Source organism: Bradyrhizobium sp. Tv2a-2 (genome assembly GCF_000472425.1).
GTDB lineage: Bacteria > Pseudomonadota > Alphaproteobacteria > Rhizobiales > Xanthobacteraceae > Bradyrhizobium.
Window position 1 is genome coordinate 217,917 of the sequence record NZ_AXAI01000011.1, and the last position, 17,077, is coordinate 234,993.

Annotated in this window: 22 protein-coding genes; 12 read left to right on the plus strand and 10 right to left on the minus strand. The window is 63.1% G+C overall.

Translation table 11 applies throughout. From position 1 onward, the window contains the following. The first annotated feature begins 164 nt into the window (after window positions 1-164). The 3 genes from A3AI_RS0123800 to A3AI_RS0123810 all read left to right on the plus strand — a co-directional run bounded on the left by A3AI_RS0123800 (window position 165) and on the right by A3AI_RS0123810 (window position 3,074). Entirely contained in the window at window positions 165-1,820 is a 1,656-nt protein-coding gene (locus tag A3AI_RS0123800) for a fumarate hydratase (protein WP_024517992.1), read from the plus strand. 20 nt (window positions 1,821-1,840) lie between these two features. Further along, on the plus strand, window positions 1,841-2,515 hold the full coding sequence (locus tag A3AI_RS0123805) for a DUF429 domain-containing protein (RefSeq protein ID WP_084801008.1): 675 nt from the start codon (window positions 1,841-1,843) through the stop codon (window positions 2,513-2,515). Window positions 2,516-2,630: 115 nt separating this feature from the next. Next, entirely contained in the window at window positions 2,631-3,074 is a 444-nt protein-coding gene (locus A3AI_RS0123810) for a MaoC family dehydratase (RefSeq protein WP_024517994.1), read from the plus strand. A 15-nt stretch (window positions 3,075-3,089) separates the two neighbouring features. On the opposite strand, the gene A3AI_RS0123815 is transcribed toward A3AI_RS0123810, so the two are convergent. The 4 genes from A3AI_RS0123815 to A3AI_RS0123830 form a co-directional block, all read right to left on the minus strand. Then, window positions 3,090-3,386, minus strand: a complete 297-nt coding sequence (locus A3AI_RS0123815; protein WP_024517995.1) for a hypothetical protein — start codon at window positions 3,384-3,386, stop codon at window positions 3,090-3,092. Window positions 3,387-3,504: 118 nt separating this feature from the next. Then, window positions 3,505-4,068 carry an inner membrane-spanning protein YciB gene (locus A3AI_RS0123820; RefSeq protein WP_024517996.1) on the minus strand — a complete coding sequence of 188 codons (564 nt, stop codon included), beginning with the start codon at window positions 4,066-4,068 and terminating at the stop codon, window positions 3,505-3,507. A 38-nt stretch (window positions 4,069-4,106) separates the two neighbouring features. Next, on the minus strand, window positions 4,107-4,685 hold the full coding sequence (locus A3AI_RS0123825) for a hypothetical protein (protein ID WP_024517997.1): 579 nt from the start codon (window positions 4,683-4,685) through the stop codon (window positions 4,107-4,109). A 308-nt stretch (window positions 4,686-4,993) separates the two neighbouring features. Continuing rightward, a complete protein-coding gene (locus A3AI_RS0123830; protein WP_024517998.1) occupies window positions 4,994-6,394 on the minus strand; it encodes a carotenoid oxygenase family protein in 1,401 nt (466 codons plus the stop codon). Between the two features lie 100 nt (window positions 6,395-6,494). Here A3AI_RS0123830 and A3AI_RS0123835 point away from each other — a divergent pair, with 100 nt between their 5' ends. Beyond that, window positions 6,495-7,220, plus strand: coding sequence for a TetR/AcrR family transcriptional regulator (locus A3AI_RS0123835; protein ID WP_024517999.1), 726 nt, complete (start codon window positions 6,495-6,497; stop codon window positions 7,218-7,220). A gap of 237 nt (window positions 7,221-7,457) precedes the next feature. After that, on the plus strand, window positions 7,458-8,072 hold the full coding sequence (locus A3AI_RS0123840) for an SET domain-containing protein (RefSeq protein ID WP_024518000.1): 615 nt from the start codon (window positions 7,458-7,460) through the stop codon (window positions 8,070-8,072). Window positions 8,073-8,128: 56 nt separating this feature from the next. On the opposite strand, the gene A3AI_RS0123845 is transcribed toward A3AI_RS0123840, so the two are convergent. Continuing rightward, window positions 8,129-8,557, minus strand: coding sequence for an RrF2 family transcriptional regulator (locus A3AI_RS0123845; RefSeq protein WP_024518001.1), 429 nt, complete (start codon window positions 8,555-8,557; stop codon window positions 8,129-8,131). Window positions 8,558-8,639: 82 nt separating this feature from the next. Here A3AI_RS0123845 and A3AI_RS43340 point away from each other — a divergent pair, with 82 nt between their 5' ends. Continuing rightward, window positions 8,640-9,101, plus strand: coding sequence for a group III truncated hemoglobin (locus tag A3AI_RS43340; protein ID WP_036049281.1), 462 nt, complete (start codon window positions 8,640-8,642; stop codon window positions 9,099-9,101). Further along, window positions 9,098-9,232, plus strand: a complete 135-nt coding sequence (locus A3AI_RS50000; protein ID WP_283807260.1) for a hypothetical protein — start codon at window positions 9,098-9,100, stop codon at window positions 9,230-9,232. Before A3AI_RS43340 ends, A3AI_RS50000 begins: the two co-directional genes overlap by 4 nt. Before the next feature lie 2 nt (window positions 9,233-9,234). On the opposite strand, the gene A3AI_RS43345 is transcribed toward A3AI_RS50000, so the two are convergent. Continuing rightward, window positions 9,235-9,426, minus strand: coding sequence for a hypothetical protein (locus tag A3AI_RS43345; protein WP_036049282.1), 192 nt, complete (start codon window positions 9,424-9,426; stop codon window positions 9,235-9,237). A gap of 102 nt (window positions 9,427-9,528) precedes the next feature. Between A3AI_RS43345 and A3AI_RS0123860 the strand changes: the two genes are divergently transcribed. Further along, on the plus strand, window positions 9,529-10,353 hold the full coding sequence (locus A3AI_RS0123860; protein ID WP_024518002.1) for a helix-turn-helix domain-containing protein: 825 nt from the start codon (window positions 9,529-9,531) through the stop codon (window positions 10,351-10,353). 27 nt (window positions 10,354-10,380) lie between these two features. Here the strand turns inward: A3AI_RS0123860 and A3AI_RS0123865 are convergent, their stop codons facing one another. Next, a complete protein-coding gene (locus tag A3AI_RS0123865) occupies window positions 10,381-11,742 on the minus strand; it encodes an FAD-binding oxidoreductase (RefSeq protein ID WP_024518003.1) in 1,362 nt (453 codons plus the stop codon). 119 nt (window positions 11,743-11,861) lie between these two features. Next, a complete protein-coding gene (locus A3AI_RS43350) occupies window positions 11,862-12,848 on the minus strand; it encodes a helix-turn-helix domain-containing protein (protein ID WP_198030199.1) in 987 nt (328 codons plus the stop codon). Between the two features lie 181 nt (window positions 12,849-13,029). Between A3AI_RS43350 and A3AI_RS0123875 the strand changes: the two genes are divergently transcribed. After that, on the plus strand, window positions 13,030-13,695 hold the full coding sequence (locus A3AI_RS0123875) for a DsbA family oxidoreductase (RefSeq protein ID WP_024518005.1): 666 nt from the start codon (window positions 13,030-13,032) through the stop codon (window positions 13,693-13,695). 56 nt (window positions 13,696-13,751) lie between these two features. Here A3AI_RS0123875 and A3AI_RS0123880 read toward each other — a convergent pair whose 3' ends face one another. Next, window positions 13,752-14,954: a GNAT family N-acetyltransferase gene (locus A3AI_RS0123880; RefSeq protein ID WP_084801014.1), complete on the minus strand. Its 1,203-nt coding sequence runs from the start codon at window positions 14,952-14,954 to the stop codon at window positions 13,752-13,754. A gap of 205 nt (window positions 14,955-15,159) precedes the next feature. Here A3AI_RS0123880 and A3AI_RS0123885 point away from each other — a divergent pair, with 205 nt between their 5' ends. Both A3AI_RS0123885 and A3AI_RS0123890 read left to right on the plus strand, forming a co-directional pair. Beyond that, window positions 15,160-15,594 carry a YeeE/YedE family protein gene (locus A3AI_RS0123885; RefSeq protein WP_024518007.1) on the plus strand — a complete coding sequence of 145 codons (435 nt, stop codon included), beginning with the start codon at window positions 15,160-15,162 and terminating at the stop codon, window positions 15,592-15,594. Window positions 15,595-15,599: 5 nt separating this feature from the next. Then, on the plus strand, window positions 15,600-16,067 hold the full coding sequence (locus A3AI_RS0123890) for a DUF6691 family protein (RefSeq protein ID WP_024518008.1): 468 nt from the start codon (window positions 15,600-15,602) through the stop codon (window positions 16,065-16,067). Here A3AI_RS0123890 and A3AI_RS0123895 read toward each other — a convergent pair. Beyond that, the gene (locus A3AI_RS0123895; RefSeq protein ID WP_024518009.1) at window positions 16,064-16,474 is read right to left on the minus strand and encodes a hypothetical protein; all 411 of its coding nucleotides are present in this window, start codon (window positions 16,472-16,474) and stop codon (window positions 16,064-16,066) included. The two genes, A3AI_RS0123890 and A3AI_RS0123895, sit on opposite strands and share 4 nt — an antisense overlap. A gap of 269 nt (window positions 16,475-16,743) precedes the next feature. Here A3AI_RS0123895 and A3AI_RS0123900 point away from each other — a divergent pair, with 269 nt between their 5' ends. Next, complete coding sequence (locus A3AI_RS0123900; RefSeq protein ID WP_024518010.1) at window positions 16,744-16,995, plus strand: hypothetical protein; 252 nt, start codon at window positions 16,744-16,746, stop codon at window positions 16,993-16,995. Window positions 16,996-17,077: the final 82 nt, after the last annotated feature.

The window sequence follows — 17,077 nt, forward strand, 5'->3', positions numbered from 1 at the left end:
CCGCCCCATCGGATTGCACTGCGCGCTTCGTCCAGAGGGCCAGAGGCCGCAAGCCTGACCCGACCTCTAATGCCTTCCTTTTCGGTCAAAAGTGCTTAGAACGGCTCTATCTGCCGGGCGTCCAGAACTGACCGCTTCGGCTCCTTTGAACCCACGAGCCACTCATGAACGCTCCCACCGCCTTTGCCGACCAGAGCAAGCCTGTTCCGCCCTACAAGCACACGCCGCTGTTTCCTCTGGGGCCGGACACCACGCCCTACAAAAAAGTGACGGCCGAGGGTGTGCGGGTCGAAAAGGTCTTGGGGAAAGAGATGCTGGTGGTCTCGCGCGAGGCGCTGCGGGCACTGTCGGAGGCGGCCTTTGGCGAAATCAACCACTATCTGCGGCCCGGGCATCTAAAGCAGCTCCGCAACATCCTGGACGACAAGGAGGCGAGCCCGAACGACAAGTTCGTGGCGCTCGACTTCCTGAAGAACGCCAACATCGCCGCCGGCGGCATCCTGCCGATGTGCCAGGATACCGGCACTGCAATTATCATGGGCAAGAAGGGCTGCAACGTCATCACCGACGGCGAGGACGAGGCCGCGTTGTCGGAAGGTGCGCGCGACGCCTATCTCCGTCGCAACCTGCGCTACTCGCAGGTCGCGCCGCTGTCGATGTATGAGGAGAAGAACACCGCCAACAACATGCCGGCGCAGTGCGAGATCTACGCCGAGGGCGACGACGCCTACAAGTTCATGTTCATGGCCAAGGGCGGCGGCAGCGCGAACAAGAGCTTCCTGTTCCAGGCGACGCCGTCCGTGCTGACCAAGGACCGCCTGCTGGCGTTCCTGAAGGAGAAGATCCTCACGCTGGGCACCGCGGCGTGCCCGCCATATCACCTTGCGATTGTGATCGGCGGCACTTCGGCCGAGCTCTGCATGAAGACGGTGAAGCTTGCGTCCGCCCGCTATCTCGATGCGCTGCCGACCCACGGTTCGGCCGATGGCAACGCGTTCCGCGACGTCGAGATGGAGCAGGAAATCCACAAGATGACGCAGTCGCTCGGCGTCGGCGCGCAGTTCGGCGGCAAGTATTTCTGTCACGACGTGCGCGTGATCCGCATGCCGCGCCATGGCGCGTCGCTGCCGATCGGGCTTGGCGTCTCGTGCTCGGCCGACCGCCAGGTGCTCGGCAAGATCACCAAGGATGGTGTTTACCTCGAGGAGCTCGAGCATAATCCCGCGCAATATCTGCCTGCGGTGGAGCAGGCGCTTGGCGGCGAAATGGTGAAGATCGACCTCGGCCAGCCGATGAAGGAGATCCTGGCGACGCTGTCGAAATATCCGGTCAAGACGCGGCTGTCGCTGACCGGCACCATGATCGTGGCGCGCGACTCCGCGCATGCCAAGCTGCGCGAGCGGCTTGAGAAGGGCGAGCCGCTGCCCGATTATTTCAAGAACCACCCGATCTATTATGCGGGTCCCGCCAAGACCCCCGAAGGCTACGCCTCCGGTGCGTTCGGCCCGACCACGGCGGGACGCATGGATTCCTTCGTCGACCAGTTCCAGGCGGCCGGCGGCTCGATGGTGATGCTGGCCAAAGGCAACCGCGCTGCCGTGGTGCGCGAGGCCTGCAAGAAATATGGCGGCTTCTATCTCGGCTCGATCGGCGGTGCTGCGGCAAACCTCGCCGAGCACTGCATCAAGAAGGTCGAGGTGGTGGAATATCCCGAGCTCGGGATGGAAGCGATCTGGCGCATCGAAGTCGTGGATTTCCCGGCCTTCATCATTATCGACGACAAGGGTAACGACTTCTTTAGGGAGCTCAACCTGGGTTGAGGCGTCGCTGAAAGCCTTGGGTGAGGGTATTAGGGCTCGACGGGTTTGCCCGAGGCTGGGTCGCCGTTCTCATCGACGGCGACCGCCGGACGCTGGGTTTTCATCCTGATATCTCCGACGCGCTGCGTCAGCCGTTCGATCTGGTCGGAATCGATATTCCCATCGGCATGCCCGATGATGGCACACGGGCTTGCGACTTGCTGGCCCGAGAAAGATTGCGGCCGCATGCCTCGCGGGTGTTCACCGGCGCGCGCCGTTGGCTTTGGCAGGCATTCGATGATCCCGACAAGGCGAACGCCGAGGCGACGCGGCGTGGCCAGAGCCGCATCTCGCGCCAGCTCTGGCATCTCGGCCGCAAGATCATGGAGGTGGATGCTCACGTGCGCGCCAACCCTTCTCTCGACATTCGCGAGGTCCATCCGGAGCTCGTGTTCCTGCGTCTCAACCGGGGGCGGCCGCTGCCGTCGAAGAAGTCCGCGGATGGACTGTCGTTGCGGCAAAGGCTGCTGCGACATGCCGGTTTCCCTGATATTGGCGAGTGGACAGGGCGCACGCGCCTGGGGACTGGCGCGAAGCCGGACGATGTGCTGGATGCCTGTGCGGTGGCGATTGCCGCACGCGAGCCGGCGGGGCGTCTGCCGGAAGGCGCGCCGCCAGTCGACGCCTGCGGCGTGAAAATGCAGATCTGGTTCTAAAGCGCGATGAGGTTTGGTTGAATCGTCATCGCGCTTCAGGTTTTTGTTGAGCATGATCTTTTCGGAAAACCGCTACACACTTTTTCGGATCATGCTTTGATTTGGGGGGAGTACGATGGTCGAGTGGTTCGACGACCTCAAGGTCGGCATGCGCTTTACGAGCGAGAAGACAACGGTCTCCAAGGACGACATCCTGCGCTTCGCTGCCGAGTTCGACCCGCAGCCGTTTCACATGGACGAGGTGGCAGCGGAGAACTCGATCCTCAACGGGCTGGCCGCCTCGGGCTGGCATACCGCGGCAATCGCCATGCGCCTTGCGATCACGGCGCGGCCGTTCGGGCCGCATCCCTTGTTCGGCGCCGGCGTCGACGAATTGCGCTGGATGAAGCCGGTGCGTCCCGGTGACACTCTGCAGCTGGAAGGGGAGGTCGTTGAACTGGTTCCGTCGCGAACGAAGCCGCAAGGCATCGTCCGCATCAGATGGACCGCCTATAACCAGAAGGGCGAGGCGGTCTATACCTTCAACCCGATCGCCATCGTGCCCACCCGACCCACGTAAGGCCGGGGCGCGCCGTTACGCGCGCTTGCCCGTGAACGGGAAGCTGCCCATCGGGCCGATGCCCATTTCGCCCGAGATATCGTCGCCCGAGACTTTGCCGCTGAAGTCGAGCGTCAGTGGCATCGGGTTGGTGATGGAGACTTTCCAGGCGACGTCGTCGCCAGTCACGGTGCCGTCGAAAATCTCGGCCGTGTTGCCCTCGGCGCCTTGCGTGCCCGTCAGCGTCGAGCCCGCGCTCTTCAGGCTCAGCGTGGCGCTGCGTTCGCCCATCGGCGTGCTCATGGTAAGATTCCAGTTTCCGTCGATGGCCATTGCAGTCTCCTCAAAGTCCTAGTTGATCGCGAGCCGGACACGGCTCTCGCGGCGCAGATGTGGAACTGCCTATAGCGCATCTTGCGTGCAGGCCCAATCCTCCTGTTTGTCGCGGATGTCAGGTGCCGGCGGCGGCACGGGCCGCGCGGATGCGGCTGGTGACGATCAGGCGGAAGACGACATATTGGATGGCGAAGGCCGAGACCTTGGCCGCGACCAGCACCACCGAGACATAGATGGTCCAGAGCTTGATGTTGCCGGTCATCGCGACCGCGATGGTGCCGAAGCCCAGCACGAACATCAGCGCTGCCCAGGCATAGCCGGCCGCGGTGACGTATTCGGGAATGGTCTCGGTGACCAGCGGCGGCATGTAGCGCAGCATCCAGCCGGGCTTGAGCATGATGAGCCCAATGGCAAAATGTGCGATCGAGGGTTTTGCCAGCACGAAGCGGGGATCGTTGGTCAGGATGGTGGCAGCGCCGAGCACGATCACGAGCCCCAGGCTTGCATAGGTCATGAAGCCCAGCACCTTGCCGGTGACGCGCGCATGAATCACCTGCGCGATTGCACCGGCGACCGCGACCGAGGTCGCCAGGATGATGTTGCCGGTCGCAAGATAGATCACCAGAAAGACGATGGTGGAGAGAAAGTCTGTCGCGAGCCTCAACAGCACGTCCTTCATCGTCACTCCCCCTGAAGAGCCTTAATTACTTCGTGTTCTCAATTCGTGCCCGGCAGCGCGGCTGCGAGCGGCGCGCCGTATTTCCGTTCGCGATAATGCGGGTACCATTTGGTAAAATACAGCGCGCTGTTGCGGGCGGCAAAGGCAATCAGGAGGCTGGTCCAGATCGGAAGGCCCGGCACATAGAGCACCGCGAGATTGGACAGCATCATCAGGAGCGACGCAGCCGCCCAGGCGCCGGTAATCATGTAGTTGGCGCGCAGGAACCCCGGCATCGCCGCGGTCTCGGCCGGCACGGCTTCCAGCGCATATTGCAGGGTGAAGGGAAAACGGACCAGCATCGAACCGGCCGCGACGATCAATATCCCGGTGTCGACGGCGAGCCGGACCTTGGATGCGGCAAGCGAGGGATCGACCAGGACGAGATAAAAGCCGATGGCGGCGAATACGAGCGCGCCACCCACGCCGAAGATCTTCAGCGAACGGCCGCGGACCGCGTCCAGCGTGATCACGGCAAGCGCGATAAGGGAGCCTGCGAATACGCTCACCACGGCTGGGGCCACAAGCATCAGAAAGGTGAAGGCGCCATAGGGGGCGAGGATGAGGAAAATTGTCATGCTAGCCTCTTGGGCTAATCTTTACACTGACAAGATTTTTAGGCTGGAGATGTGACGGTGTCAAGATAAATCTTTACAGTGTAAAAATAACGTGAGGTAGCCAAGAGTCCTTGGTGCTCAAATGGTTAAGTGCCATGGGCTTCCACATTGACCCCCGTCATTCCGGGGCGATGCGGAGCATCGAACTACGGTGCGCAATTGCGCACCTGAGAATCTCGAGATTCCGGGTCTGGTCCTTCGGACCATCCCGGAATGACGGCGCCACGAACATGCACCGCGGGCCATGACCGAGGCTGCGGTGCCTGGGTTCACCTCGTCCCCACCCAATTGCCGTGAAATCCGTCGGGCACGCGGTGGCCGAGATGCACCAGCGAGACCGGACCGCTCGCGACATCGGTGGCGTTGAAAACTGCGAGGTCGCTGACATTGTCGCGGGCACGCCAGACCACTGCAAGCAGCCATCCGCCGCCTTCGGCCGCGTTGTCGTCGCGGGCGACGAAGACGGGCTCGGAAATGGTGTCCCCGGGCGGGAGGAGGTAGCGGCCGCGGCGTGTGCCTTCGCCGTCGACATGGACGATGCCGGACAGCGCGCCAAAAAGCGGTCCGTCCGGATTGGCGCAGGCGTACCAGCCGTGGGTACTCTTCAGGCCAGCGCGGCGGTCGTCGACGCGCGGGAATTCGCCGGTCATGTCGTCGAGATAGGATTGCGTGAAGCGGTCGGTATTGTCCGAGAGATCGAAGGTCCAGCGGCACAGGCGGGCGCGCGATTTTTCAGGATTGGTCGGCGAGCCGTCGGGATGCGGGAACAGCGGCGCTTCCTCGAACTGCATCACATCGGCAATGATGCGGCTCCCATCCTCCCAGGCGTTCATGACATGGAAGACGTAGCAGGCCTCGCCGCGGAACCAGGCGATGTCCTTGGCTGTGCCATTCCGCTTCATCACGCCGACATGGGCGCCCTTGTCAGGCTCCCAGGCGTAGGCCGGCTTGCCGCTCATGGCGCGCGCGAGATCGCCTGTGATCGGCAGCACCGGAAACAGCAAATGATTTTCGGTGACGATGAAATCATGCACCATGCTGGCATAGGGCACCTCGAAGCGATCGAAGCGCGTGACCGTGCCTTTGGCGTCGATCGAGCCGAAGGACAGGGTGGGAGTGAAGGGGCCGGAGGCGTTGTAGCCGAAGAACACCATCTCGCCGGTCAACGGATCGATCTTGGGATGCGCAGTGAAAGGGCCGGCGATGCCGCCGCCATAATTGCAGTAGCCGCGGGTCGCAAGCGTGCCGGGCTCGATTTCGGTCGGCAGATGCGCCTCTTCCAGCGCGAGCAGGCGACCGGCATGAAACAGGACGTTGGTGTTGGCGACGCCGCCGTCGGTCAGGTTCGCCGGCGCGTCCGCGAGCTTGCGGCCGAAGCCGCCGAACAGTGCGCGGCCGGCGTCATGCTCGGCGAGCCATTTCGGGGTGCGGACCCAGCGGTTGCGATAGGAGGCGCGGCCGTTTTCCAGATGGAAGGCGTGCAGCATGCCGTCGCCGACGAACCAGTGCGCGCCGGGGGCCTCGAATTGCGGATTGGGGCCGTTGCGGTAGAGCGTGCCGTTGAGTTCGCGCGGCAATTCGCCTGAGATCTTCAGTCCGGGCGCATCGGCCTCGAAGGGAATCGGCGCGATATTGGTTCTCTGCGGTCGGCTGATGGCATCCTGCTTCATAGCGGCCTCCTGATTTTATCTTTACATCGTAAAGATGAGGGTGCCGTTGGTCAAGCAAAATCTTTACAGTGTAAAAATCGTGTCGTATAAGGTGCTTGCCATGAGAAAGTCCGAACAAGCCCACCCCAAGACCCAATCCCGCACCCGCAAATCGTCCGGCCGCACGCCGCCGCCGCCGCGCACGGGGCGGGGACGCCGTCCCTCGCGCGCCGAAGCCGCGCCCTATCACCATGGCGCGCTGCGCGACGCGCTGCTGGAAGCGGCGGAGCGGGTGCTGGAGCGCGACGGCCTTGCCGGCCTCACGCTGCGGGCGGTGGCGCGCGAGGCGGGCGTCTCGCATGCTGCGCCGACCCATCATTTCGGCGATCTGACCGGGCTTGTCAGCGAGCTTGCGGCGATCGGCTTTCGCCAGTTCAACACCGCGATGGCGCAGGCCTGCGGCCCCGGCAATCTGTCGATCGACCAGCGCGCGATGGCGCGGGCCAAAGCCTATGTCGCCTATGCCCAGGCGCATCCCGGCATGTACGGGCTGATGTTCCGCACCGAGCGGCTGGACTATTCGCGGCCTTCGTTGCACGAGGCGGCGGAGGCCTCGTTCGCGGGCCTTGCCGGCGCGATCGCCGCCAAGCGCCAGGAAATCATCTCCGAGGATGCGCTGACGCTCGATCAGGCGGCCGCGATCGCCCGTGCCTGGTCACTGGTGCACGGTTTCACCATGCTGCTGCTCGACGGGCGTCTCGAGGATATCGTCGATCGTCTGCCCGAAGGCAGCAGTGCCGAGCAGTTGCTCGATGCCATGCTCAAGACGACGGTGACGAAGGATTAGCGGTCCACCGCCAGCGCGGCCGACTGCGCCCACCACCTTCACCGCTTCCCGCCGCAGTGCTGAACCAGCGCGGCAGGTTCCTTCTTGGCCGTGCTCGCATGGCATCTTTTTACTGTCTCAGACATGTGCAATCTGGGGAAGGTTCATCGGCAGGCTTGAGAAAGCCTGACTTTTTGCCGGAATCGTTCTAGAACAGCCCGTCTTTTTGCCTCTCGGCGCGCACTCAAAACCATCGTCATGCCTTCGATCTCATCGAACAAACCCTATCGTGTCGGCCGTTCCCGTACCGGGCTTGGCCTTTTCGCCACCCAACCGATCAAGAAGGGGACCCGGATCATCCGCTATTTCGGGCCGCTGCTGGATTCGAAGAAGAAGGACGAAGACGCGATCGAGAACAAATATCTGTTCGAACTGACCAACCGCTGGACCATCGACGGCTCGATCCGCGAGAACGTCGCCCGCTACATCAATCATGCCTGCCGGCCGAACGCGGAGTCCGACGTCAAACCGCGCAAGCGCAAGGTGTTCATCCGGGCCATCAAGAACATCGAGCCGGGCGAGGAGATCAATTACGACTATGGCACCGACTACTTCAAAGCCTATCTGAAGCCGATCGGCTGCAAGTGCGACGCCTGCGAGAAGAAACGCAAGAAGAAGCGCGCGGAAGCCCGCGCCGAACGCGCACGATTGAAGGCGAAGGAAGAAAAGAAGGCACAGCGCAAGGCTGAGAAGCGCGCCGAGAAAAAGGCGAAGGCGAGGGAAGAGGTGCGCGCCAAGGGTACGACCGCTAGCAAGGCAAAGAAGGCGAACGGCAAGGCCAAGCGCCTCAATGGTCATCGCCTGGTAGTCTGAAGGCTCACCGGCCCTCCGGTACGGCCGCTGGCTTGGCAGGCATGGCCATGCCGCTTTCATCCCGCAGCACTTCGCCGCGGCTGGCCCGGATAGGCGCAGTCCGAAAGCGTCGTCTTGTCGAGCTCGCGCATGAACGCCTCGCGCGCGGCCGCCAACCGTACCTTCAGGCGGCAGCGGGGCGTTAGCGCACAGGCGCCGCCATCCTCGCGAAAGCATTCGACCAGCGCGCTTCCTCCCTCAAGTGCGCGCACGACCTCGCCAAGCGTGATCGACTGCGGCGGCCGCGCCAGGCTGAAGCCGCCTCCGGCACCGCGTTGGGTCAAGATGAAGCCATTGTCGGCGAGATCGCGCACGACCTTGGCGAGGTGATTGCGGGAGATGCCGAACTCGGACGCGATCTCGGTGGTCGCAAAAGTCCGCGCCGGCTCGCCCGCCAGCCGCATCAATGCGCGCAGGGCAAAATCGGTGAACGACGTCAGACGCATGGCATCCTCGCGAAATAGGCCTTTGCAAAATCCGTCTTACTCCTCTAAATAGGTATTTGAAATACCTATTTAGGAAAAGGCCATGACCGGAGCGGAACGGCGGGAACAGATTACGGCGGACATTGTCGCCAGGACCGGCATTACCGAAGCGATGATCGAACAACTGGTTCACCGCTTTTACGAAAAAGTCCGCAATGACGAGATGCTGGGCCCCATCTTCGCTGCGCGAATCACCAATTGGGAGCCGCATCTGGCACAGATGTGCGCCTTCTGGTCGTCGGTCGCCCTGATGAGCGGCCGCTATCACGGCGCGCCCATGCCCAAACATCTGCCGTTGCCCGTCGATGCCATCCATTTCGACCGTTGGCTGGCACTGTTCGAGGCCACGGCAAAAGAGGTCTGTCCGCCTGCGGCGCAGGAGCATTTCCTGGAGCGCGCCAGACGAATCGCGGCGAGCCTCGAGCTTGGCGTAGCCGGCGCGAGCGGCGTTCTGCTCGGGATCGGCGAGAGGTTCCGACGCAACGAGAGGGAAGTCACCTCATGAAGTTCCGGAGATATATGGTAACCGGTGAGACCTCGGCCAACCCGTATTCCGGCAGCAGCCTGGTGCCGATGCTGGTGGCCGGTCTGGTGCTGACGTTCGCTGGCATGGTCGCGGCCGTGCTCTTGAGTTGACGTCACCGGGACGGCCGGCACAGCGCAATCAACCGGCGATCCGCTTCCTGCACGCTTGCGTAGACGAAGGCGGCGATCGCGTGCAGCAGCGGTGCGGGCATATGCAGCGCGCGGGCGGCGAGCCTGACCGCGAGATCGATCAGCCACGGTGCGAGGCCGGGCAGGGGTGAGGAACTTTGCGAATGTCTGCGCATGATCGTCTCCATGCGGGCGAAGATGATCTTCGCGCTTGCGCAAATCGATTACTTCGGAGGTAATGGAAGGAGTGAAAGGCGCATGCTAGGTTTTGCGCCATGATGAACGTCCACACCTCCTCCGCCCGCAACGAACGCAGCCACCCCTTGCATGTCGGCGAGCTCTTGCGTGAATGGCGGCAGCGTCGCCATCTGAGCCAGCTCGATCTGTCCGTCGACGCCGAGATCTCGGCGCGGCACTTGAGCTTTATGGAAACGGGCCGCGCCGCGCCCTCGCGCGAGATGGTGCTGAAGCTTGCCGAACGGCTCGACGTCCCCTTGCGCGAGCGCAATGTGCTGCTCGTCGCTGCCGGCTTCGCGCCGGCCTTTCCGCAACGCTCGCTGGATGATCCCATGCTCAAATCCGCGCGCCAGGCGATCGATCTCGTGCTGAAGGCTCATGAGCCCAATCCGGCGCTGGCCTATGACCGTCACTGGAATCTCGTTACCGCCAACCGCATGGTGGCGCCGCTGCTCGACGGCATTCCCGAGCGGCTGCTTGGGCAGCCCTTCAACATTCTAAGACTTGCCTTCCATCCGGAGGCGCTGGCGCCGCGTACGGTCAATCTCGCCGAATGGTGCGGGCATCTGCTGGAGCGGCTGCACCGCCAATGCGAGGCGACCGCCGACCCCGAGTTGCTCAAGCTCTACAACGATCTCAAGGCCTATCCCATCCCGGCCCGCAGCGCTCCGCTGCCGCCTGACAACAATGTCGCGATCCCCCTGAAGCTCAGGCACAATGGCGAGGTCCTGAGCTTCATCTCCACCACCATGGTGTTCGGCACGCCTGTCGACGTGACGCTGTCCGAGCTCGCGCTGGAGACCTTCTTTCCGGCGGACGATCTGACGGCTGCGCGGATGCGCCAGATGGCGGCGGCGCTAGGATAGAGCTAACGCCGGACGCATGGCGAGGCATTATGGTGTCCAAGGCAGCGGAATGGCGGAGGCGAAGACATTGTCGGGATCGTAGCGTCGTTTGATCTCGATCAGCCTTGCTGCATTCTGGCCATAGCTCTGTCTTGCACGCTCCAGATCGTTGGGGCCGAGGAAGTTCGGATATCCGCCAGGCAGCGCCATGGTAAAAGTCTGCCGCGTGCGGCGGGCCCAGCTGCGATGCAATACCTCGTCCATCCCGTCCGCGTGAGCCGGACAAGTTGCCAGCATTTCAAGCATGACATGATCGCGGCGAAGGCCGAACGCCGTTTCGGAGTCCGACACACGGGATGCCGCGCCCCGGAATTCATGGGTGATGATGGCGCATCCTGGCGACACCGCGGTTTCCATCCCATGGATGATCATGTCGATTGTATCGAGATCGAGCGACGGCACCGAGCACGTTTCCACCACGACCCGCAATCCGTTGACAACGAAGGGATCGAACACGCTGAGCAGCGCGCCATAGGATGTCCGTTCGACTTTTCCAGCAAGGAGGGTGCCAAGCCTCTGGAACGGTTCAAGGGCCCTTTCGGCTTGTTCCGGCAGGCCACTCCAGATTGGGATTACCATCGCCACAAGCGTACCGGAGGGATCGGCGATGGCCACGATCTGAACGGACAACTCATCCGGCGCTGTCGCCGTCAGGGAATTGCATGCTTCGAGCACTGTGCGCGCCTCGCTGAAGGGATAGACGAACACGCCGGAATAAACGGCGGGCAGGTCATGCGCATGGTGACGCATCGCGACCACCGCGCCGAAATTGCCGCCCCCGCCACGCAATGCCCAAAACAAGTCGGCGTTGCTTTCGTTGTCTGCGGAGACAATGCGTCCGTCGGCAAGCACGACCTGTGCCGCAACCATGTTGTCAAGCGCCAGTCCGAAGCGTCCGTTCAAGGGGCCATAGCCTCCGCCAAGTGTGAGCCCCGCCATTCCGACACAGGAGCACGAGCCGGTAACGACGGCACGCCCGAGCGGATCGGTGATCGCGGTGACGTCTGCGGCGCGAGCGCCACCTCCAATCGTCGCTGTGCGCTGGTCGGCATCGAGGACGACGTGCCGCATGCCGGTCATGTCGGCCACGATCCCGTCGCAGAGCGCGCGACCGGCCCAGTCGTGGCCGCCGCCACGGATCGAGAGTGGCAGGTCGTGCTCGCGCGCGGCCCGAATGGCGGTCTGAAGGTCCTCGGCGGTCCTGCAATGGAAGACTGCTCGCGGCATGACGCCGCTCGTCTTGGCCCAAATGTTGATGGCAGTCGCGTAGCGATCCTCGCCCGGTACTGACACAAGTTCAGGCAATTGGCGCTTCAGGCGCGTCGGCGCGGTTTCGAGCGAAGCAAACATGCAGTCGTCCTCCGGTTCGGCGGCGCGAGCAGCAGGCTTCGCGCGGTCACAACCGTTACGGCAAGGACGGACTGGTCCTCGTGAAGATTCCTGCTGTTTTGCGCAGGCGACGTCGGACGTCAGGCGACTTGGGACGGTGCCACGCCGTGGACACGGCGGACCCATCGCGACAAATGGCTTTGATCTGCAAAGCCGGTGTCGGCGGCAATTTCCGCCAGTCCCATCCGTCCCTCGCGTATGCGCCTGATGGCTTGTTGCAGGCGAAGATGAACAACATAGCGGTAGGGAGTCATGCCGATGGAGCGGGCGAATATGCGCGAGAAATGAAAAGGGCTGCGACCGGCCAGCGCTGCAAGTTCATCGACCTCGATCGGGTCGGCCAGATGCGCAAGGACATATTCCCTGATTTTCAGCAATGTAGCCCGCCCGAGGCTGGCTCGACAGGCCCGCGGGCGGCTGGACGTGTGATCGGACAAGAGCGCGCCGACGAAGTCGCTGGCTGCGTCGTTCCAGAACAGCGGGCCGTTCGGGTACCCATTGTCGCTCTCCCGCCACAGCGACTGCGCAAGGTGGAGAAGCCGTTGATCGTAGCCAGACAGACGCTCCTTTAGCTCGACATCGAGTTCGCACTCCTCGGCAGCCGCCACAGCGAGCTGAGTGGGTTTGATCGCCACAAGCAGCGCGTCGAGCGTCGTCTCGGTCTCGACGGAGTTGTCGATTCCGGCCGGGCAAATTGCAATTGAGCCTTTTGTCGTTTCGTGCTGCAGCCTCTGGTCAGCCATGCGGCAATCGAGCCGCTGAAGAGGCGAATTCTGAAAGAACACCAGATGGTTCTGCGTGTTGGTGTCGAATTGGACGTAGCCTGCAAATTGCGCGCGTATGATACCGACACCGCTTTCCCCGGGGGGACTCTCCGCGTCGAGCGCGTGGGGGGAAACGCTGTCACCGCAAGTCCAGCGAACCTGCCCAGATTTTGTCACATGCGCCTCGCCAATAAATTCGATGATAAGAGCGCTCGCTAAGTTGTTCGTTGCTTCGGGCGTGGAAAAGAGGAACGCAGAGTTCACTGACGCAGATGTGAAGGGCCGTGACACCAGCCATGACACCAGCCATGGCTCGAAACAAAGAGCGTGCGGTCTGAAAAGGGGGCATGGCCGGGGCGGTTGCCACCCCTGAGAATTGCGATCAATGCCGCACTAGCGGCAGAAAGTGCTGTCCACCGCGCTTGTTTGTTGGTCCAATCGGGCTATCTTGGGCGGGCAATCCTCCTCCCAAGGGACCATGCCCATGAGCACCTTGAAGCCTTTGACCATCGATATCGTTTCCGACGTGGTCTGCCCCTGGTGCTATATCGGCAAGCGACGGATCGAAAACGCGCTGAAGCTGGTGCCTGATGTGCCGGTGGAGGTGAATTTCCGTCCCTTCTTCCTCAATCCCTGGGTGCCGCGCGAGGGCATCAGCCGCGACGACTATCTCACCACCAAGTTCGGCTCGGTGGACGCCTATAAGGGCATCGCACAGCGCGTGGTCGCGGCCGCCGGCGAGGAGGGGTTGGTTTACCATCCGGAAAATGTGAAGCGCCAGCCCAACACGATCGACTGTCACCGCCTGATCCATTGGGCGGAGGCCATCGGCAAGGCGCCCGAGATGAAGCAGCGTCTGATGGAATTGTATTTCCGCGATGGCGGCGATCTCACCGATACGAACGTGCTGGTGCAGGCCGCGGCAGATGTGGGCCTCGATGCCGACGACGTGCGCAAGCGCCTCGCAACGGATGAGGATGTCACGCTGATTTCGACGCTTGCTCAGGACGCAGCGGATAAGGGCATCCAGGGCGTGCCGACCTACGTATTTGCGCAGAAATATGCCGTCTCCGGCGCACAGGACCCCGCGATGCTCGCGCGCGCCATCCGGCAGGTGTCGGAAGAGGTGAATGCGCAGGCAGCGGAGTAGGCCGCGCTCTTGCTTAAGCCGGCGTTGGTTTCGTCCGAGGCGGTGCGGGCCGGCGTCTAGCGACGTCCGCGCAACAAGTGGACACCCCGTCGCGCCAGGTCGCGCAGCGATTGCCGCGCCATGAGCGCACCATGAATCATCTCCACCACCGGATCGTTCCGTCGCAGCGGGATCAACACATCGCCGACGGCAAGGCGGCCGCGCCAGATCGGATTGATCATGGGATGATCGGGGCTTGCGGTGGAATCCGCACTGTTGGTGTCTGGATTCGCACAGAGATGGCGAGTCAACTCCAGTGTCAGTTGCACGCCGGGAGAGAATTTCGCAAAGCTTTCGTCGACGCCGAGCTTGAAGAAAAAAGCGCGATTGTTCTGGCGCAGCACGATGCCCGCGGCGACCGGAGTCGCGCCTGAACTCAAAGTGACGATTTCGCATTCGCCGTTCCCGGCGAGTGCGACCGTGGCGCGGCGGACGAAGGCGGCATCGCCGGCGACCTGCAGCAGCGCCGTGCCGCGCCTGCCCTTCCAGCCGCTGGCTTCGAGCTTGAGGAAAACCTCGACGGCGCCTGCAACCTCCTGCGGCGTCCGCGCGACCGCGAAGGAGACCGCGCCGTGCTCCGCTAAGCGATGCCGCCGCCGCCGCAGGTCCTTGAGCTTCTTGCTGCCGAGTGCATCGCGCAGCAGCGCCTCGGCATCGTGCGTCGCATCGAGCACCGCCCGCCGATGCGATTGCAGGACGCGCGGCCGCAGGCCTTCACGCAACGCGACGTCAGTGAGCACCCGCATCGCCTCGCCCTCGAGCGAGGTCTCGCGCAGCACCAGCGCCCGCGCGCCGGCGTCTCGCGCGGCCTGCAGCAGGCTGGCGGCTGCAGCTTCCGGCTGCTTGTGATCTAGGAGCGGCGTGCACAGCGTGCCATAGGGATGGGCGGAAGTGAGTGCCGGCAGGGGAATGTTGAAAGCCCGCCGGAGCGGGACGACCGGCATCAGGCCGAGCAGCCGATGGGGCGAAGCGCTGTCCCACACTGCGAGCGCGGATGCGCCGGTGCGTCCGGGCGCCGTGGCGTTCACCGCAAGCATCCAGTCGGCTAGATAATAAGCGTTGGGCTCGATGGCCCGGGCACTCAGTCCTTGCCACCGCTCGGCATCGATCGTGGCGAGCGGCGCAAGAGTGGCTGCCGGTGAAGACGCGCCGTCGGCCCGCATGCGCGCGGCCGTGGCATCTTCAATCGATGCGCGACGGAGCATCACTGTGTCGGTCATCTCGGCCACATCCCGTTTCCACGTCTTTGGGCCATCCCCCGAACGGCCGGGGCAATCTAGCGGAAAGGTTGGAAGATACTGTTGGCGCGCGTGTTCAATTTGAGCGGTAATATTAACGGATGATTCACCCTTCGACCCGTTCCGACCGCGGTTTGGCCGGGCAAAATCGGACGACCAATATCGGATTTCAACAAACGGAGGATCCATGAACCATACGCTCACCTCCTTCACGCCGCTCGCCGCGCTTGTAGGTGGCGCGCTGATCGGCCTTGCCGCGGTTATGCTGATGGCGCTGACCGGGCGCATCGCCGGCGTCAGCGGCATAGCGGCGCGGTTGTTGCCGCCCTATGAGGACAACGAATTCGGCGGACGGCTCGCCTTTGTTGCAGGTCTGGTTGCGGCTCCGGTGCTCGTGCTGATCGTACGCGGACATCTGCCGGAGCAGAGCATCGAGGCGGGCACGCCAGTGCTCCTGGCCGCGGGGCTCCTGGTCGGCTTTGGCTCGGTGTGGGGAAGCGGCTGCACGTCCGGTCATGGCGTGTGCGGGATTGCCCGGCTATCGGTACGTTCGCTGGTCGCTACCGCAGCTTTCATGGCTACGGGCATCGTGACCGTCTTCCTCATGCGTCACGGGAGCTGAATCTCATGGCCAATCTGCTGCAGTTCCTGATCGGTCTCATCTTCGGGCTCGGCCTTCTTGTGTCCGGCATGTCCAATCCGGCCAAGGTGCTCAATTTTCTCGATTTCGGTGCGGTTACCGCCGGCGGATGGGATCCGAGTCTGGCCTTCGTCATGGCCGGCGCCGTCGCGGTGACGTTTGTCGGCTTCCGCATCGTCCTTGCGCGATCGAAGCCGGTGTTCGCAGAGCGCTTCCAGCTGCCGACAAAGCGCGAGCTCGATCCGCGCATCCTTGCAGGTCCGGCGATTTTCGGCATTGGCTGGGGACTCGCAGGCTTCTGCCCCGGTCCGGCCTTCACGGCACTTGGCTTCGGCAGCCGCGCCTCTCTTATCTTCGTAGCCGCGATGCTGTTCGGCATGTGGCTCGCGCGCTATCTCGGCCAGCTTCCGCAGCCGTCGGGGCTCGTGGCGCCCGCCGATCCGCTCGAGGGCTAGATCGGCTCGTAGTTCTCGCTCAGGCAATTGTCGTCGGCATCGACGCGCCGGCGATCGACGATCTCGCTTTCGCTGATGAAGATGCGATAGGTCTGCGTGCCGATCGGCTGGCCGTTGGCGGAATTGACCTCGGCCTTGACGCAGGCCGTCCAGCCGGGGCCGCGCGGATCATGCAGCGGCCGCGACACCCGCACGTCGTGCGGATTGGAGGTCGAGACGAACACCGAATCCATCTTGTCGTGGACCAGCTGCTTGACATTCGGCGGCGGCTCGGGCGGCGGCGGGTCGGCGTCCTTCAGGCGCATGAAACCGGGCACCGGCGCGCGGCTGTCGGCAAAACCACATGCCGAAAGCGCCAGCGCAGCGCCTCCAGCCAGACATAAGCGAACGACCTGATGCCACCCCATGGGCCTTGCCATATGACCGAAAAAAATGGCGATGCAACTTCGAGAGCCCGCAATCCACGATCAACAATTGCTGAATGAGTCAGGTGTTTTATTGCTGAATGTTGCTGGGGTCGCCGAAACGGGCGGGACCGGGATGCGAGCCTGCCCTTCGCAAGGGGCCACAGGCAACGGGCCGTCGATTAAATAATGGAAAGCCCGTGTACAGGTGCTTTGCCGCTGATCTGTTGCGGGATAGCTTTGCGTTCGCGACGGTACGGAGGACCATACCAATGCGCTCTGTGGTGATTGGGGCAGTTGTTCTGGCAATTGCGGCGCTGGGGGGCATACCCGCACAGGCGCAGATGGGCGGTGGCGGCGGCCGGCACCATCAAGGCGGTGACGCGAAGTCCGATCAGAAGAAGCCGCAGGTCGACGAGAAGGCCTACAAGGCCGCGCTTGATCGTATCCCTGAGCCGAAGGAAAAATACGATCCGTGGGGCGGAGCGCGACCTGCCACTCCCGACAGCAAGAAGCCCAAGTGAGAACAAGGCCCGATCAGCGGCGCATGCGAGCTCGCTGATGGGAGCTGTTGCCGTGTACCTCGCCGTCCGATAGCGCTATCAC

Coding starts and splice junctions, on each gene's coding strand:
- A3AI_RS0123820 (WP_024517996.1), bottom strand. CDS start 4,068: ATGAAGGACGTGCTGTTGAGGCTCGCGACAGACTTTCTCTCCACCATC.
- A3AI_RS0123895 (WP_024518009.1), bottom strand. CDS start 16,474: ATGGGGTGGCATCAGGTCGTTCGCTTATGTCTGGCTGGAGGCGCTGCG.
- A3AI_RS0123810 (WP_024517994.1), top strand. CDS start 2,631: ATGGTCGAGTGGTTCGACGACCTCAAGGTCGGCATGCGCTTTACGAGC.
- A3AI_RS43345 (WP_036049282.1), bottom strand. CDS start 9,426: ATGCGCAGACATTCGCAAAGTTCCTCACCCCTGCCCGGCCTCGCACCG.
- A3AI_RS0123860 (WP_024518002.1), top strand. CDS start 9,529: ATGAACGTCCACACCTCCTCCGCCCGCAACGAACGCAGCCACCCCTTG.
- A3AI_RS0123800 (WP_024517992.1), top strand. CDS start 165: ATGAACGCTCCCACCGCCTTTGCCGACCAGAGCAAGCCTGTTCCGCCC.
- A3AI_RS0123865 (WP_024518003.1), bottom strand. CDS start 11,742: ATGTTTGCTTCGCTCGAAACCGCGCCGACGCGCCTGAAGCGCCAATTG.
- A3AI_RS0123880 (WP_084801014.1), bottom strand. CDS start 14,954: ATGACCGACACAGTGATGCTCCGTCGCGCATCGATTGAAGATGCCACG.
- A3AI_RS0123815 (WP_024517995.1), bottom strand. CDS start 3,386: ATGGCCATCGACGGAAACTGGAATCTTACCATGAGCACGCCGATGGGC.
- A3AI_RS0123875 (WP_024518005.1), top strand. CDS start 13,030: ATGAGCACCTTGAAGCCTTTGACCATCGATATCGTTTCCGACGTGGTC.
- A3AI_RS0123885 (WP_024518007.1), top strand. CDS start 15,160: ATGAACCATACGCTCACCTCCTTCACGCCGCTCGCCGCGCTTGTAGGT.
- A3AI_RS0123845 (WP_024518001.1), bottom strand. CDS start 8,557: ATGCGTCTGACGTCGTTCACCGATTTTGCCCTGCGCGCATTGATGCGG.
- A3AI_RS0123890 (WP_024518008.1), top strand. CDS start 15,600: ATGGCCAATCTGCTGCAGTTCCTGATCGGTCTCATCTTCGGGCTCGGC.
- A3AI_RS0123830 (WP_024517998.1), bottom strand. CDS start 6,394: ATGAAGCAGGATGCCATCAGCCGACCGCAGAGAACCAATATCGCGCCG.
- A3AI_RS0123835 (WP_024517999.1), top strand. CDS start 6,495: ATGAGAAAGTCCGAACAAGCCCACCCCAAGACCCAATCCCGCACCCGC.
- A3AI_RS50000 (WP_283807260.1), top strand. CDS start 9,098: ATGAAGTTCCGGAGATATATGGTAACCGGTGAGACCTCGGCCAACCCG.
- A3AI_RS0123825 (WP_024517997.1), bottom strand. CDS start 4,685: ATGACAATTTTCCTCATCCTCGCCCCCTATGGCGCCTTCACCTTTCTG.
- A3AI_RS0123900 (WP_024518010.1), top strand. CDS start 16,744: ATGCGCTCTGTGGTGATTGGGGCAGTTGTTCTGGCAATTGCGGCGCTG.
- A3AI_RS0123840 (WP_024518000.1), top strand. CDS start 7,458: ATGCCTTCGATCTCATCGAACAAACCCTATCGTGTCGGCCGTTCCCGT.
- A3AI_RS43340 (WP_036049281.1), top strand. CDS start 8,640: ATGACCGGAGCGGAACGGCGGGAACAGATTACGGCGGACATTGTCGCC.